This is a genomic window from Nocardioides zeae (assembly GCF_030818655.1).
Lineage (GTDB): Bacteria > Actinomycetota > Actinomycetes > Propionibacteriales > Nocardioidaceae > Nocardioides > Nocardioides zeae_A.
The window spans coordinates 663,736-677,676 of sequence record NZ_JAUTAN010000001.1; the positions used below are offsets into that span (position 1 = coordinate 663,736).

Consider the following 13,941-nt stretch of genomic DNA (forward strand, 5'->3'; position numbering starts at 1 on the left):
CGCCGTGGAAATGACCGGCTCGCTCAACATGATCGGGTACGGCCTGGCCGCCATCGGCCCGGGTATCGGCATCGGCCTGATCTTCGCCGCCTACATCAACGGTGTGGCGCGCCAGCCCGAGGCGCAGAGCCGCCTCCAGACGATCGCCATCCTCGGCTTCGCGCTCGCCGAGGCGCTCGCGATCATCGGTATCGCGCTCGCGTTCGTCCTCAACCCCTGAGCCTCACCGCTCGCGCGCACTGACGAAGGACACTGCCCATGAAGTCCATCATCCTCGCAGCCTCCGAGGGCGAAGAGCCGAACCCGCTCATCCCGCACATCCCTGAGCTGGTCCTCGGCATCGTCGTCTTCGCCCTGCTCTACCTCCTGGTCAAGAAGTTCGTCTACCCGAACTTCGAGGCCACGTTCGCCGAGCGCACCTCGGCGATCGAGGGCGGTCTGGCCGCGGCCGAGACCAAGCAGGCCGAGGCCGACGCCAAGCTCGCCGAGCTCGAGCAGCAGCTCGCGGACGCCCGCCACGAGGCGGCCCGCATCCGTGAGGAGGCCCGCGAGCAGGGCGCGACGATCATCGCCGAGATGCGCGAGCAGGCCCAGGCCGAGTCCGCGCGCATTGTCGAGGCGGGCAAGGCGCAGATCGAGGCCGAGCGCCAGCAGGCGGTCACCTCGCTCCGTGCCGAGGTCGGCACGCTCGCGACCGGTCTCGCCGGTCGCATCGTCGGGGAGAGCCTCGAGGACGAGGCTCGCCAGAGCCGCGTCGTCGAGCGGTTCCTCGCCGACCTCGAGTCCTCCGGCGGGGTCAACTGATGGCCGACTTCCGTGGCACGTCGGCCGACGCGCTCGCGGCGCTGACCGTCGAGCTGCGGGCCGTCGCCGAGGGCGACCTCGCCCGTGTCGGTGGCGACCTCTTCGCGGTCGCCGGCATCCTCCGCGGCGAGCCGGCCCTGCGCCGGGTCGTCACGGACGTGTCGGTGCCCGCCGAGGCCAAGCAGGGCCTGCTCCGGCAGATCCTGCAGGGCAAGGTCGCCGAGGGCACCCTGCCGCTGGTCGCCTCCGCCGTCGCGCACCGCTGGACGGTCGCCCGCGACCTCGCCGACGCCATCGAGCGTCTCGGGGAGATCGCGGTCGTCCGCTCCGCCGGGGCCGACAGCACCCGGCTCGAGAACGAGATCTTCGAGCTCGGGCAGGTCGTCAAGGGCGAGCCGTCGCTGCGCGACGCGCTCTCCGACCCGGCCCGCTCGGTCGACGACAAGGCCCGCCTGGTCGACGACCTGCTCGGCGGCAAGGCGCTCCCCGCGACCGTCGTGCTGGCCAAGCAGTCCCTGGTCGGCAGCTACCGCACGGTGAGCGCCGCGCTCGCGACGTACGAGCGGGTCGCCGCCGACGTGAACGGTGAGCGGGTCGCCTCGGTGACCGTCGCGAAGCCGCTCGCCGAGGGCGACCGGGCTCGACTGGTCGACGTACTGTCGCGACAGTACGGCCGCCCGGTGCACCTGAACGTCGTCGTGGACCCGTCCGTGGTCGGAGGTGTCCTCGTCGAGATCGGCGACGACATCATCGACGGCACGGTCGCCGGGCGCCTCGACACCGCACGCCGCCGCCTCGCCGGCTGACCCCGGCCCCGATCCCAGCCGCACCCGCGCCCTCCACCACCCGGGCCGAGAACCAGAAGGAAGAGTGATGACGGAGCTTTCGATCCGTCCGGACGAGATCCGCGACGCGCTCCAGCGTTTCGTGTCGGACTACACGCCCGAGACCGCCAGCCGTGACGAGGTCGGCCTCGTCGCCGAGGCCGCCGACGGCATCGCCCGCGTGTCGGGTCTGCCGTCCGCCATGGCCAACGAGCTCCTCGAGTTCGAGGACGGCACGCTGGGTCTGGCGCTCAACCTCGACGCCCGCGAGATCGGTGTCGTCGTCCTCGGCGACTTCGACAAGATCGAGGAGGGCCAGGCCGTCAAGCGCACGGGCGAGGTCCTCTCGGTCCCCGTCGGCGACGGCTACCTCGGCCGCGTGGTGGACCCGCTCGGCAAGCCCATCGACGGCCTCGGCGAGCTCGAGACCAGCGGCCGCCGCGCCCTCGAGCTGCAGGCGCCCACCGTGGTGCAGCGCAAGTCGGTGCACGAGCCGCTGTCGACCGGCATCAAGGCCATCGACGCCATGACGCCGATCGGCCGTGGCCAGCGCCAGCTGATCATCGGTGACCGCGCGACCGGCAAGACCACGATCGCGATCGACACGATCATCAACCAGAAGCAGAACTGGGCCTCGGGCGACCCGTCCAAGCAGGTCCGCTGCATCTACGTGGCGATCGGCCAGAAGGGCTCGACCATCGCCTCCGTGCGTGGCGCCCTCGAGGAGGCCGGCGCGCTGGAGTACACGACCATCGTCGCCGCCCCGGCGTCCGACTCGGCCGGCTTCAAGTACCTGGCGCCGTACACGGGCTCGGCCATCGGCCAGCACTGGATGTACGAGGGCAAGCACGTCCTCATCGTGTTCGACGACCTGACCAAGCAGGCCGAGGCCTACCGTGCCGTGTCGCTGCTGCTGCGCCGTCCGCCGGGCCGCGAGGCCTACCCGGGTGACGTGTTCTACCTGCACAGCCGGCTCCTCGAGCGCTGCGCGAAGCTGAGCGACGACCTGGGCGCGGGCTCGATGACGGGTCTCCCGATCATCGAGACGAAGGCCAACGACGTCTCGGCGTTCATCCCGACCAACGTCATCTCGATCACCGACGGCCAGATCTTCCTGCAGTCCGACCTCTTCGCGGCCAACCAGCGGCCCGCGATCGACGTCGGCGTGTCGGTCTCCCGCGTGGGTGGTGCCGCGATGACCAAGGCGATGAAGGCCGTCACCGGCTCGCTCAAGGTCGACCTGGCGCAGTTCCGCGCCATGGAGGCCTTCGCGATGTTCGCGTCCGACCTCGACGCCGCCTCGCGCCAGCAGCTCGACCGCGGCCAGCGCCTCATGGCCCTGCTCAAGCAGCCGCAGTACTCGCCGTACCCCGTCGACGAGATGACCGTCTCGCTCTGGCTGGGCACGTCGGGTCGCCTGGACAAGGTCCCCACGGACGACGTCCTCCGCTTCGAGCAGGAGTTCCTGGACTACCTGCGCCGCTCGCACGACGGCGTCCTCGCCGGCATCCGCGAGAGCCTCAAGTTCGAGGACTCGACCGAGTCGTCGCTGAACGACGCCTACGAGTCGTTCCTCGACCAGTTCGAGACCTCCGACGGCCAGTCGATCAAGGCCGGCAAGGAGTCGCACGAGGCCCTCGAGGACGACGAGCTCGGCCAGGAGCAGATCGTCAAGCAGAAGCGGGGCTGACCCATGGCCGTTTCGCTGCGTGAGTACCGCGCGCGGATCCGATCGACCGAGTCGATGAAGAAGATCACGCGCGCCATGGAGCTCATCGCTGCGTCCCGCATCATCAAGGCGCAGCAGCGGGCGCAGGCCGCCGCGCCGTACGCCCGCGAGCTCACCCGTGCCGTGTCGGCGGTGGCGACGTTCTCGAACGTCGACCACCCGCTGACCACGGAGCCCGAGAACCCGACCCGGGCCGCGGTCCTCATCGTCACGAGCGATCGCGGTCTGGCCGGTGCCTACTCCTCGAGCGTGCTCAAGGAGGCCGAGCGCCTCATCGAGCGCCTGCAGGGCGAGGGCAAGAAGGTGGACGCGTTCATCAGCGGCCGCAAGGGCGAGGCGTACTTCAAGTTCCGCCAGCGCCCGATCGCGCGGGCGTGGACGGGCTACTCCGACCAGCCGTCGTACGACGACGCCCGGGCCATCGGCCAGGCGCTCATCGCGGCGTTCCTGACGGAGACGGGCGAGGTCGCCGACGACATCACCGGCGTCGACGAGGTGCACGTGGTCTTCACGCGCTTCAAGTCGATGCTCGTGCAGGAGCCGCAGGCGATCCGCCTGCTGCCCCTGGAGGTCGTCGAGGGCACCGAGGCGCCCGAGAAGGACGAGCTGCTCCCGCTGTACGAGTTCGAGCCGTCCGGCACCGAGGTGCTCGACGCGCTGCTCCCGAAGTACGTGCAGAGCCGGATCTTCTTCGCCCTGCTGCAGGCGGCGGCCTCCGAGCTGGCCGCCCGTCAGAAGGCGATGAAGTCGGCGACGGACAACGCGGACGAGCTCATCAAGAAGTACAAGCGGATCGCCAACCAGGCCCGCCAGGCTGGCATCACCCAGGAAATCAGCGAGATCGTCGGTGGCGTCAACGCGCTCGCCGACGCCCAGGCCGGGAGTGAGTGAAGACAATGACTGCCACTGTTGAAGAGACCCAGGTCGGCGGGGCCGCTGGTTCCGTCGGTCGTATCGCCCGCGTCATCGGCCCGGTCGTGGACATCGAGTTCCCGTCCGACGCCATGCCGTCGATCTACAACGCCCTCAAGGTCACGTTCGACCTCGGCGGCGAGTCGACCACGATCACGCTCGAGGTCGCGATGCACATCGGCGACGGCATGGTCCGCGCCATCTCGATGAAGCCGACCGACGGCCTCGTCCGCGGCCTGCAGGTCACGGACACCGGTGAGTCCATCACCGTGCCCGTCGGCGACGTCACGCTCGGCAAGGTGTTCAACACCACCGGCGACTGCCTCAACCTCCCCGAGGGCGAGACGCTCGAGGTCAACGAGCGCTGGGGCATCCACCGCAAGGCGCCCGCGTTCGACCAGCTGGAGTCGAAGACCCAGATGTTCGAGACGGGCATCAAGGTCATCGACCTGCTGACGCCCTACGTGACCGGCGGCAAGATCGGCCTGTTCGGCGGCGCCGGCGTGGGCAAGACCGTGCTCATCCAGGAGATGATCGCGCGTGTGGCCCGCAACCACGGTGGTGTGTCGGTGTTCGCCGGCGTGGGTGAGCGCACCCGCGAGGGCAACGACCTCATGGTCGAGATGGAGGAGGCGGGCGTCTTCGGTCAGACCGCGCTCGTCTTCGGCCAGATGGACGAGCCGCCGGGCACCCGGCTGCGCGTCGCCCTGTCCGCGCTGACGATGGCGGAGTACTTCCGCGACGTGCAGAAGCAGGACGTGCTGCTGTTCATCGACAACATCTTCCGGTTCACGCAGGCCGGTTCCGAGGTGTCGACGCTGCTCGGCCGCATGCCCTCCGCGGTGGGCTACCAGCCCAACCTGGCCGACGAGATGGGTCAGCTCCAGGAGCGGATCACGTCGACGCGTGGTCACTCGATCACCTCGATGCAGGCGATCTACGTGCCCGCCGACGACTACACCGACCCGGCGCCGGCGACGACGTTCGCCCACCTCGACGCCACCACGGAGCTGTCGCGCGACATCGCGTCGCTCGGTATCTACCCGGCCGTGGACCCGCTCACGTCGACCTCGCGGATCCTCGACCCGCAGTACATCGGCAAGGAGCACTACGACTGCGCCATCCGCGTGAAGCAGATCCTGCAGCGCAACAAGGAGCTGCAGGACATCATCGCGATCCTCGGTGTCGACGAGCTCTCCGAGGAGGACAAGGTCGTCGTGCACCGCGCGCGTCGCATCCAGCGCTTCCTCTCGCAGAACACCTACGTGGCGAAGCAGTTCACGGGCATCGAGGGCTCGACGGTCTCCATCGCCGACACGATCGAGGCGTTCAACAAGATCGCCGAGGGCGAGTACGACCACGTCGCCGAGCAGGCGTTCTTCATGTGCGGTGGCCTCGACGACGTCGAGGCCAAGTGGGCCGACATCCAGAAGAGCCTCTGACGATGGCCGGCTCCCTGCACGTCGAGCTGGTCAGCGCCGAGCGCGTGGTGTGGTCGGGCGAGGCCGTCCGCGTCATCGCCCGCACGGTCGCGGGTGACGTGGGCATCCTGCCGGGTCACGCGCCGCTGCTCTCCGCGCTGTCGCACGGTGTGGTCGACATCCAGTCGGCCGAGGGCGAGACCTGGATCGCGGCCGTCTCCGACGGGTTCCTGTCGGTGGCGGACGACCGCGTGTCCGTGCTCTCCGAGTACGCCGAGCTGTCCCACGAGATCGATGTCGAGAAGGCGCGCGCCGACGTGGAGCGCGCCAAGGCTGCGGGCGAGGACGACACGGAGGCGCTCGACGTCCTCCGCACGGCCGAGGCCCGCATCCGAGCGGTCGAGACGGCCTCCTGACAGGCTCGTCCCGCCCGCGTCGTACGACGCTGTGAGCTGCTGCCCGGCCCCCGCCTCCCTCGGCGGGGCCGGGCAGTAGTCTTTCCCCGTCCCGCTCCGACGAGGCCGGGCCGACCCGTCGAGGAGGAGATCGCATGCCGCTGTGGCAGTGGCTGCTCGACGGCGTCGCTGCCCTCGTCGTCCTGGTCGTCCTCTACGGCGTCGCACTCGTGGTGCGGCGCCGTGCTGTGTCCCGGCACGGGGCCACCTTCGAGCTGAGCGTGCGGCTCCGCGAGGACCGTCCTGGACGCGGCTGGGTGCTCGGCCTGGGGCGCTACCAGGGCGACACGCTCGAGTGGTTCCGGATCTTCTCCGTCTCCCCGCGGCCGAAGCGCCTGTGGCGCCGTTCGGAGCTGGAGTACGTCGGGCGTCGGGTCCCGAGCGGCCCCGAGTGCGCGACGCTCTACGCCGACCACCTGGTGGTGGAGTGCCGCACGCCCGACGGCACCGTCGAGCTGGCCCTCGCGCCGTCGTCGCTCATGGGGCTGCAGGCCTGGATCGAGGCCGCCCCGCCGGGGACGGCCGAGCACATCTAGCGCCCTCCGCCTCCGCCCCATCACCCCTGCCGGCCGGTCGCCGCCCACCGCCGTACCCCTCCGGCCCTCCGCCGCCCCTCCGCCGCCCGCCCCTCGTCATGTAACGCGGTGTTCGTGCTACCTGTGCGGTGGTCGACCACGTGTCCAGTAGCCCGGACACCGCGTTACACGGGCCGGCGCCGGGATCGGCGCGGGCGGGCCGAGGGGCCTCAGGCGTCGTGCGTGGTGTTGAGCCGCACCACCCACTCGACCACCGGGCGGCAGAGCGGCCACGTCGCCGTGATGACGGGGGTGTCCTGCGCTGCCCCGCCGTCGATCGCCCGCGTCACGGACGCGACCCAGGGGTCGGCGTCGAGCCGCGCGACGTCGATGGCGTCGCCCGCCTGGGCGCGGGCCTGCCCGACGACGTCGTCGACCGCGAGGGGCAGCACGACGGCGTCGAGCACGACCTCGCCGCTCGCGCGCTCGACGATCACCGCCGTGGTCAGGGAGGTGCCGTCCGGCAGGCGCACGCCCGCGAGGTGGTCGACCGCGTCCCCGCCCACCTCGGTGATCGTCCAGGTGGTGTCGGCGGCGCGGGTGTCGCCGAGGACCCGCAGCCACGCGGGCACGGCGTCGTCCCGGCGGCCGAGCTCGGCCTCGACGCGGTCGCCGTGGGGGAGGTCGGGGTGGAGCTCGCGCAGGACGAGCAGCGCGGCGGTGGTCTCGGCGTACGGGGTGTCGACGAACGACAGCACCAGGTCGGCGAGCGTCGGCCCCAGCGCGCGGGCGGGATCGGCGTGGCGCTCGTCGATGCTGTCGAGGAGCGAGCCGACGCTCACCAGGAGGTCCAGCGGCCGCCCCGAGGCGAGTGCCCGCCGCAGGGCCTGGAACAGCTCCTGGCCCTCGGCGTCCGGGATGCGGTGCGGGCGGTCGTCCTGGGGGCTCTCCATTCCCCCGACCCTAGGCCCCTGCCGTCTGCGAGGATCGGGGCGTGGCGTCGGTCCGGATCACCTACTGCACGCAGTGTCGCTGGCTGCTCCGAGCGACGTGGTACGCCGGCGAGCTGTTGCAGACCTTCGAGGGCGACCTCGACGAGGTCGCGCTGGCTCCCGCCACGGGTGGGGTGTTCCGGGTCGACGTGCTCGTCGACGGTCAGCGCCACGGGGTGTGGAACCGCAAGACCGACGGCGGGTTCCCCGAGATCACCGAGCTCAAGCGGCGGGTGCGGGACCTGGCGGCGCCGGGTCGGGACCTCGGCCATGCGGACCGGGTGCGCGGCGACTGAAGTCGTCGACGGCGCGACCATGGTCGGTCGCGCCGCCGTCCCCGCCGGGCGAGGGTCGAGCCATGACCCCGTCAGCCGCGCTCGCCACCCGGGACCCACAGCACGTCGCCGTTCTCGCGGTTCGCGTGCCGGGCCAGGATGAAGAGCAGGTCGGAGAGCCGGTTGAGGTACGTGATGGCGACGGCGTTCATCGAGTCGGCGTACTCGTCCCAGGCTGCCCAGGCGGCGCGCTCGGCCCGACGCACGACGGTGCGGGCCACGTGGAGGTGGGCGGCCGCGGCGGTGCCGCCGTTCAGGATGAACGACCGCAGCTTCGGCAGGTCCTCGTTGTAGTGGTCGCACCAGCCCTCGAGGCGGTCGACGTAGTCGGGCTCGATCCGCAGGGGCGGGAACTCGGGCTCCTCGACCACCGGCGTGCAGAAGTCCGCGCCGACGTCGAAGAGGTCGTTCTGCACGTGGGTCAGCACCGCCACGACGTCGTCGTCGAGCCCGCCCGTCGCCAGGGCGACCCCGATGTGGGCGTTGGCCTCGTCGACGACGGCGTAGGCCTCGAGGCGCGCGTCGGTCTTGCTGGTCTCGCTCATGTCACCGAGCCGGGTGCGACCGGCGTCGCCGGTGCGGGTGTAGATGCGCGTCAGGTTGACCATGGCTCGACGGTAGGTCATGGAGCCGAGCGGGCCGAGGACGCGCCACGCCGTGGTTGCGCGCACGGCGGTGCCCCGCGGCGTATAGTGTGGTCCACGTCACACCATGTCGCTCCAGTGGTCCGGTGCAACCGAATCGCCTCTCGGGACGTCTGTGCTTGTGGGAACGCGATCCGGGCAGTCCGGGGAACGAGGCATCGACATGGCTGACACCGCGACGATCGGCACGATCGGGCGACGCACGAGCGCGGGGAACCGCCTGCAGATCGTCGGGGACGGTCCGCGGCTGGAGCTCGTCGGTGACTTCGACGCGCGCAGCACGTCGCAGGTGCGCCCGGTGCTCCACGACGCCATGGCCGTGCACGAGCGCGTCGTCGTCGATCTGGCCGGGGTCGCGAACGTCGACCTGACGGCGCTGCGGGTGCTCGCCGCGGCCAGCCGTCGGGCGCACCACGAGGGTCGTCACCTCGTGCTGGCCTCGCCCCGTCCCGTCGTCGTGCGCCTCATGCACCTCTCCCACCTCGCCCGCCTGCTCGAGGTGGAACGGCTCGCCGTCCCCGCGTGACGGAGCCGGTGTCGACCGGGGGGTAACTGACCGGACGGGGAGGTGATCCATGCCCCACGGGAGGTGGTTACCGATCGGTCGCTCGCGACATACTCTGCGATCATGAGCGACTCCTCGAACGGCGCCGTCGACGCCGCCGCCGCGCCGACCCCCGCCGCCGTGCCCGAGCGGCCGGCGAAGGACCGGCCGTGGGTGATGCGGACCTACGCGGGCCACTCGACCGCCGAGGCCTCCAACGCGCTCTACCGCTCGAACCTCGAGAAGGGGCAGACCGGCCTGTCGGTCGCCTTCGACCTGCCGACCCAGACCGGCTACGACCCGACGAGCCCGCTCGCGCGCGGAGAGGTCGGCAAGGTCGGCGTGCCCGTGCCGCACCTCGGGGAGATGCGCAAGCTCTTCGACGGCATCCCGCTGACGTCGATGAACACGTCGATGACGATCAACGCCACCGCGATGTGGCTCCTCGCGATGTACCAGGTGGCGGCCGAGGAGCAGAACCCGGAGCTCGACCCCGCCGAGGTCGCCCAGCAGCTCGCGGGCACGACGCAGAACGACATCATCAAGGAGTACCTGTCGCGGGGGACGTACGTCTTCCCGCCGGAGCACTCCCTCCGCCTGATCAGCGACATGATCGCCTACACGGTCCACCAGATCCCGAAGTGGAACCCGATCAACATCTGCAGCTACCACCTGCAGGAGGCCGGGGCCACGCCGACCCAGGAGCTGGCCTACTCGCTGTGCACCGCCATCGCCGTCCTCGACGCGGTGAAGGCCGCCGGGCAGGTCAGCGAGGAGGACTTCGAGAAGGTCGTCGGCCGCATCTCGTTCTTCGTCAACGCCGGGGTGCGGTTCGTCGAGGAGATGTCCAAGATGCGCGCCTTCGTGCGCCTCTGGGACGAGATCACCGCCGACCGCTACGGCGTGACCGACCCGAAGATGCGCCGCTTCCGCTACGGCGTGCAGGTGAACAGCCTCGGGCTCACGGAGTCGCAGCCCGAGAACAACGTCCAGCGCATCGTGCTGGAGATGCTCGCGGTCACGCTCAGCAAGGACGCCCGGGCGCGCGCCGTCCAGCTCCCGGCGTGGAACGAGGCGCTGGGGCTGCCCCGGCCGTGGGACCAGCAGTGGTCGCTCCGCCTGCAGCAGGTGCTCGCCTACGAGTCCGACCTCCTGGAGTACGCCGACATCTTCGACGGCAGCCACGTCATCGAGGCCAAGGTGACCGAGCTGGTCGAGGGCGCCAAGGCCGAGATCGACCGGGTGCAGGCCATGGGCGGCGCGATCGCCGCGGTCGAGTCGGGCTACATGAAGCAGGCCCTCGTGTCCTCCCACGCGGCCCGACGGGCGCGCATCGAGGCCGGTGACGAGATCATCGTCGGCGTCAACAAGTTCACGACGACCGAGTCCTCGCCGCTGACGGCCGACCTCGACGGCGCGATCCAGACCGCCGACCCCGAGGCCGAGCGGTCCGCCATCGCCTCGGTCGAGGCGTGGAAGGCACAGCGGGACGAGGCCGCGGTGACGGCGGCCCTGGAGAAGCTCGCCGCCGACGCCAAGGACGACACGAACCTCATGCACGCGACCCTGGCGGCCGCGCGGGCGGGAGTGACCACGGGGGAGTGGGCCGCGACCCTGCGCGAGGTCTTCGGCGAGTTCCGAGCCCCCACCGGCGTGTCCGGCGCCGTGGGCGTGGCCGAGGCCGGCGCCGAGCTCACGGCCGTGCGCGAGAAGGTCGCCGCCACCGGGGAGGAGCTCGGTGGTCGCCTGCGGCTGCTCGTCGGCAAGCCGGGCCTCGACGGGCACTCCAACGGCGCCGAGCAGGTGGCCGTGCGGGCCCGCGACGCCGGCTTCGAGGTCATCTACCAGGGCATCCGCCTCACGCCCGAGCAGATCGTGGCGGCGGCGGTCGCCGAGGACGTGCACTGCGTCGGCCTCTCCATCCTGTCGGGCTCCCACATGGAGCTCGTGCCCGACGTGCTGGAGGGCCTGAAGGCCGCGGGCGCGGGTGACATCCCGGTCATCGTGGGCGGGATCATCCCCGACTCCGACGGCAAGCGGCTGCAGGAGCTGGGCGTGGCTGCGGTCTACACGCCCAAGGACTTCGGCCTCACCGAGATCATGGGCGGCATCGTCGACGTGATCCGCGCCGCCAACGGTCTCGACTGAGGCAAGGCTTCGCTCATCTTCGGTCGGGTCACGTAGCATCCACGCCGTGGGCAAGTCCAAGGGGAAGAAGAAGCTTCCCAAGCTGAAGTGCTGCGAGTCGAAGTCGAAGTGCAGCCGCTGCCCCCTCCGCATGCTCAAGGAGGGGACGCTGCCGGACGGCTACACCGTCAAGCACCGTCACCTCGTGCGCGTCGACGGCAAGAAGGTCAGCAAGAAGAAGCTGCAGAAGGCGGCCTGAGCCCGACCTGGGCCAGATCTGCGCCAGATCTGGGCCCGATCTGAGCCCAGCCTGTCCTGGGATGCCGCAGCGCCGCCGCTCTGGCAGGATCGTGGCCGCCGCCGCTCCGCGCCGGCGAACCGACGTGATCGACCAGGAGGCGCCCTCATGCCCGCAGCCCGTTTCGCCGAGCAGCTCAACGTCCAGATCGGCAACGAGCTCGCCGCCCACAACCAGTACCTCGCCTGCGCGGTCTACTACGACGCCCTGACGATGCCCCAGATGGCTGCCTTCTTCTACGGCCAGGCGCTCGAGGAGCGGGAGCACGCGCTCATGATGGTGCAGTACCTCCTCGACACCGACGCCGCGGTGACGATCCCCGGCGTCGAGGCGCCCACGTCGTCCTTCGACGACGTCATCGCTCCCGTCGCGCTGGCGCTCGCGCAGGAGAAGCGCGTCACCGAGCAGATCAACGGCCTGCTGCGGATCGCCCGCGAGGAGTCCGACTACGCCTCCGAGCAGTTCATGCAGTGGTTCATCAAGGAGCAGGTCGAGGAGATCGCCACGATGAGCGACCTGCTGACCGTCGTCACCCGCAGCAAGGACGACGTCAACGACATCGAGGAGTACGTCGCCCGCGAGCAGGGCGGCGCCGGCGCCGACCCGACCGCCCCGCCGGTCGCGGGCGCCTGAGCCCGGACGCCCGGAGAGCAGGAGGAGCCCGCCGGTGAGCCGTGTCATCGTCGTCGGGGCCGGCGTCGTCGGCCTCACGGCGGCGGTGCGCCTGCTCGAGGCCGGACACCGCGTCGACGTCGTCGCGCGCGACCTCCCGCTGGAGACGACGTCGGTCGTGGCCGGGGCCGTCTGGTACCCGTACCTCGCCTTCCCCCGCGCTCGCGTCGGGGACTGGGGGCGCACGTCGTACGCCGTCCTCGACGCCCTCAGCGACACCGATCCCGACGCCGGCGTGCGGATGCGGGAGGGCACCGAGGTGCACCGCACCCGCGTGCCCGACCCGTGGTGGGCCGACGGCGGACCGCCGATCGCGCGGGAGACGGCGCTGCCGCCGGGGTACGTCGACGGGTGGACCTTCCGCGCCCCGGTGCTCGACATGCCGGTGCACCTGCGGTGGCTGGTGCGGCGCGTCGAGGAGCTGGGGGGCACGCTCACCCGGATGAACCTCTCGGCGCTCCCGTCCCACGCCGACGTGGTCGTCAACTGCTCCGGGATCGGGTCGCGCCTGCTGGCGGGGGACCGCACCGTGGTGCCCATCCGCGGACAGGTGGTCGTGGTCGAGCAGATCGGCCTCGAGCGCTGGTGGTTGGACGAGAGCGGTGAGCACCCGACGTACGTGCTGCCGCGCGAGCACGAGATCGTCGTGGGTGGCACGGCCGTCGAGGGGGAGTGGAGCCGCACGCCGTCGCCGGAGGCAGCACGCGACATCCTCGAGCGTGCCGCGGTGCTGGTGCCCGCCCTGCGCGGCGCGAAGGTGCTGCGGCACAAGGTCGGGCTCCGTCCGCTGCGGGCCGCGGTCCGTGTCGAGCGCCAGGGCGACGTGGTGCACTGCTACGGCCACGGTGGCGCCGGCGTCACCCTCGCCTGGGGGTGTGCCGAGGAGGTCACCCGGCTGGTGGGGACCGCCTGACCCGTCAGCGCGCCTCGACCGGCTCGACCGCCACGACCGCGGGGGGCGGGAGCGCGGCGTACACGTGGGGGAAGGTGTCGTCCCCGACGGGGTCCTCGCGCCACGGCACGCCGAGCTCGTCGAGGAGGTCGGTGTCGACGGTGAGCAGCACGAGCGGCTCGGTCACGTCGGCGTAGTACCGCGCGAGCACCCCGGCGACCTGCTCCGGTCGCGCCGCGTGGAGGAAGCCCTCCTGGGCGAGGGTGCGTCCCCGGGTCGAGGTCTCGTAGGCGCCCGTGGCCTGGGCGGAGGCCCAGTCGGCGGCGGTGGCGACGTGGTGGATCAGCATCAGCGCTCCGGGAAGTCCTCGAGGTGGGCCGCCCACGCGTCGGCGGCGGCGTGCAGTGATCGCGAGGGTACGACGAGGTCCGCGACCGCGTCGCCGAGCCGGACGCCGAGCTGGGCGGTGCCCCCGGCCTGCCGGCCGAGCCGGAACGACAGCAGTGGCTCGACGAAGCCGATCCCCGCCGTACCGCGGCCGTCGGCGACCGCGTGCAGCCAGTCCGCCAGTGCCCGGGTCTCCGAGGTGAGCAGGCACGGGCCGGTCAGGTGGTGGGCGCCTGCGTCGCCCGTGAGCGTGGCGTCGACGACGAGCCAGTTGGCGTCCCAGCCGTGGCCGGGGGCCGACGGGTCGAGGTCGGGGAGCTCGTAGCGCAGGACCGACAGGACGAGACCGTGCCCGGAGGCGTCGCGCAGCTGGAGGCTCACCGGGCGCCG

The 13,941-nt window shown here is 71.4% G+C and carries 18 protein-coding genes; 14 read left to right on the top strand and 4 right to left on the bottom strand.

Annotation, left to right across the window (positions count from 1 at the left end; genetic code table 11):
- Nucleotides 1-10: 10 nt before the first annotated feature.
- From atpE to QE405_RS03150, 8 genes are all read left to right on the top strand, one after another.
- The gene (atpE, locus tag QE405_RS03115) at nt 11-220 is read left to right on the top strand and encodes an ATP synthase F0 subunit C (RefSeq protein WP_307205497.1); all 210 of its coding nucleotides are present in this window, start codon (nt 11-13) and stop codon (nt 218-220) included.
- 38 nt (nt 221-258) lie between these two features.
- Entirely contained in the window at nt 259-804 is a 546-nt protein-coding gene (locus QE405_RS03120) for a F0F1 ATP synthase subunit B (RefSeq protein ID WP_307198756.1), read from the top strand.
- Nucleotides 804-1,610: a F0F1 ATP synthase subunit delta gene (locus tag QE405_RS03125; protein WP_307198757.1), complete on the top strand. Its 807-nt coding sequence runs from the start codon at nt 804-806 to the stop codon at nt 1,608-1,610. Before QE405_RS03120 ends, QE405_RS03125 begins: the two co-directional genes overlap by 1 nt.
- A 67-nt stretch (nt 1,611-1,677) precedes the next feature.
- A complete protein-coding gene (atpA, locus tag QE405_RS03130) occupies nt 1,678-3,318 on the top strand; it encodes a F0F1 ATP synthase subunit alpha (protein WP_307198758.1) in 1,641 nt (546 codons plus the stop codon).
- Between the two features lie 3 nt (nt 3,319-3,321).
- Entirely contained in the window at nt 3,322-4,248 is a 927-nt protein-coding gene (locus QE405_RS03135; protein WP_307198759.1) for a F0F1 ATP synthase subunit gamma, read from the top strand.
- A 5-nt stretch (nt 4,249-4,253) separates the two neighbouring features.
- On the top strand, nt 4,254-5,711 hold the full coding sequence (atpD, locus tag QE405_RS03140) for a F0F1 ATP synthase subunit beta (protein ID WP_307205501.1): 1,458 nt from the start codon (nt 4,254-4,256) through the stop codon (nt 5,709-5,711).
- Between the two features lie 2 nt (nt 5,712-5,713).
- Nucleotides 5,714-6,106: a F0F1 ATP synthase subunit epsilon gene (locus QE405_RS03145; RefSeq protein WP_307198760.1), complete on the top strand. Its 393-nt coding sequence runs from the start codon at nt 5,714-5,716 to the stop codon at nt 6,104-6,106.
- 134 nt (nt 6,107-6,240) lie between these two features.
- A complete protein-coding gene (locus QE405_RS03150; protein WP_307198761.1) occupies nt 6,241-6,681 on the top strand; it encodes a DUF2550 domain-containing protein in 441 nt (146 codons plus the stop codon).
- A gap of 209 nt (nt 6,682-6,890) precedes the next feature.
- Here QE405_RS03150 and QE405_RS03155 read toward each other — a convergent pair whose 3' ends face one another.
- On the bottom strand, nt 6,891-7,613 hold the full coding sequence (locus QE405_RS03155) for a hypothetical protein (RefSeq protein ID WP_307198762.1): 723 nt from the start codon (nt 7,611-7,613) through the stop codon (nt 6,891-6,893).
- Nucleotides 7,614-7,654: 41 nt separating this feature from the next.
- Between QE405_RS03155 and QE405_RS03160 the strand changes: the two genes are divergently transcribed.
- Nucleotides 7,655-7,948 carry a SelT/SelW/SelH family protein gene (locus QE405_RS03160; RefSeq protein ID WP_307198763.1) on the top strand — a complete coding sequence of 98 codons (294 nt, stop codon included), beginning with the start codon at nt 7,655-7,657 and terminating at the stop codon, nt 7,946-7,948.
- A gap of 71 nt (nt 7,949-8,019) precedes the next feature.
- Here QE405_RS03160 and QE405_RS03165 read toward each other — a convergent pair whose 3' ends face one another.
- The gene (locus QE405_RS03165; protein WP_307198764.1) at nt 8,020-8,595 is read right to left on the bottom strand and encodes a cob(I)yrinic acid a,c-diamide adenosyltransferase; all 576 of its coding nucleotides are present in this window, start codon (nt 8,593-8,595) and stop codon (nt 8,020-8,022) included.
- Nucleotides 8,596-8,794: 199 nt separating this feature from the next.
- Between QE405_RS03165 and QE405_RS03170 the strand changes: the two genes are divergently transcribed.
- The 5 genes from QE405_RS03170 (at nt 8,795) to QE405_RS03190 (ending at nt 13,185) form a co-directional block, all read left to right on the top strand.
- The gene (locus QE405_RS03170; RefSeq protein WP_307198765.1) at nt 8,795-9,157 is read left to right on the top strand and encodes an STAS domain-containing protein; all 363 of its coding nucleotides are present in this window, start codon (nt 8,795-8,797) and stop codon (nt 9,155-9,157) included.
- 102 nt (nt 9,158-9,259) lie between these two features.
- Entirely contained in the window at nt 9,260-11,323 is a 2,064-nt protein-coding gene (locus QE405_RS03175) for a protein meaA (protein WP_307198766.1), read from the top strand.
- 46 nt (nt 11,324-11,369) lie between these two features.
- A complete protein-coding gene (locus QE405_RS03180) occupies nt 11,370-11,561 on the top strand; it encodes a hypothetical protein (RefSeq protein ID WP_307198767.1) in 192 nt (63 codons plus the stop codon).
- Between the two features lie 147 nt (nt 11,562-11,708).
- Nucleotides 11,709-12,233: a ferritin gene (locus QE405_RS03185; RefSeq protein WP_307198768.1), complete on the top strand. Its 525-nt coding sequence runs from the start codon at nt 11,709-11,711 to the stop codon at nt 12,231-12,233.
- Nucleotides 12,234-12,267: 34 nt separating this feature from the next.
- Nucleotides 12,268-13,185: an FAD-dependent oxidoreductase gene (locus QE405_RS03190; protein WP_307198769.1), complete on the top strand. Its 918-nt coding sequence runs from the start codon at nt 12,268-12,270 to the stop codon at nt 13,183-13,185.
- 4 nt (nt 13,186-13,189) lie between these two features.
- Here QE405_RS03190 and QE405_RS03195 read toward each other — a convergent pair whose 3' ends face one another.
- Both QE405_RS03195 and QE405_RS03200 read right to left on the bottom strand, forming a co-directional pair.
- On the bottom strand, nt 13,190-13,513 hold the full coding sequence (locus QE405_RS03195) for a DUF952 domain-containing protein (RefSeq protein WP_307198770.1): 324 nt from the start codon (nt 13,511-13,513) through the stop codon (nt 13,190-13,192).
- Entirely contained in the window at nt 13,513-13,932 is a 420-nt protein-coding gene (locus QE405_RS03200; protein ID WP_307198771.1) for a WapI family immunity protein, read from the bottom strand. Before QE405_RS03200 ends, QE405_RS03195 begins: the two co-directional genes overlap by 1 nt.
- Nucleotides 13,933-13,941 lie beyond the last annotated feature (9 nt).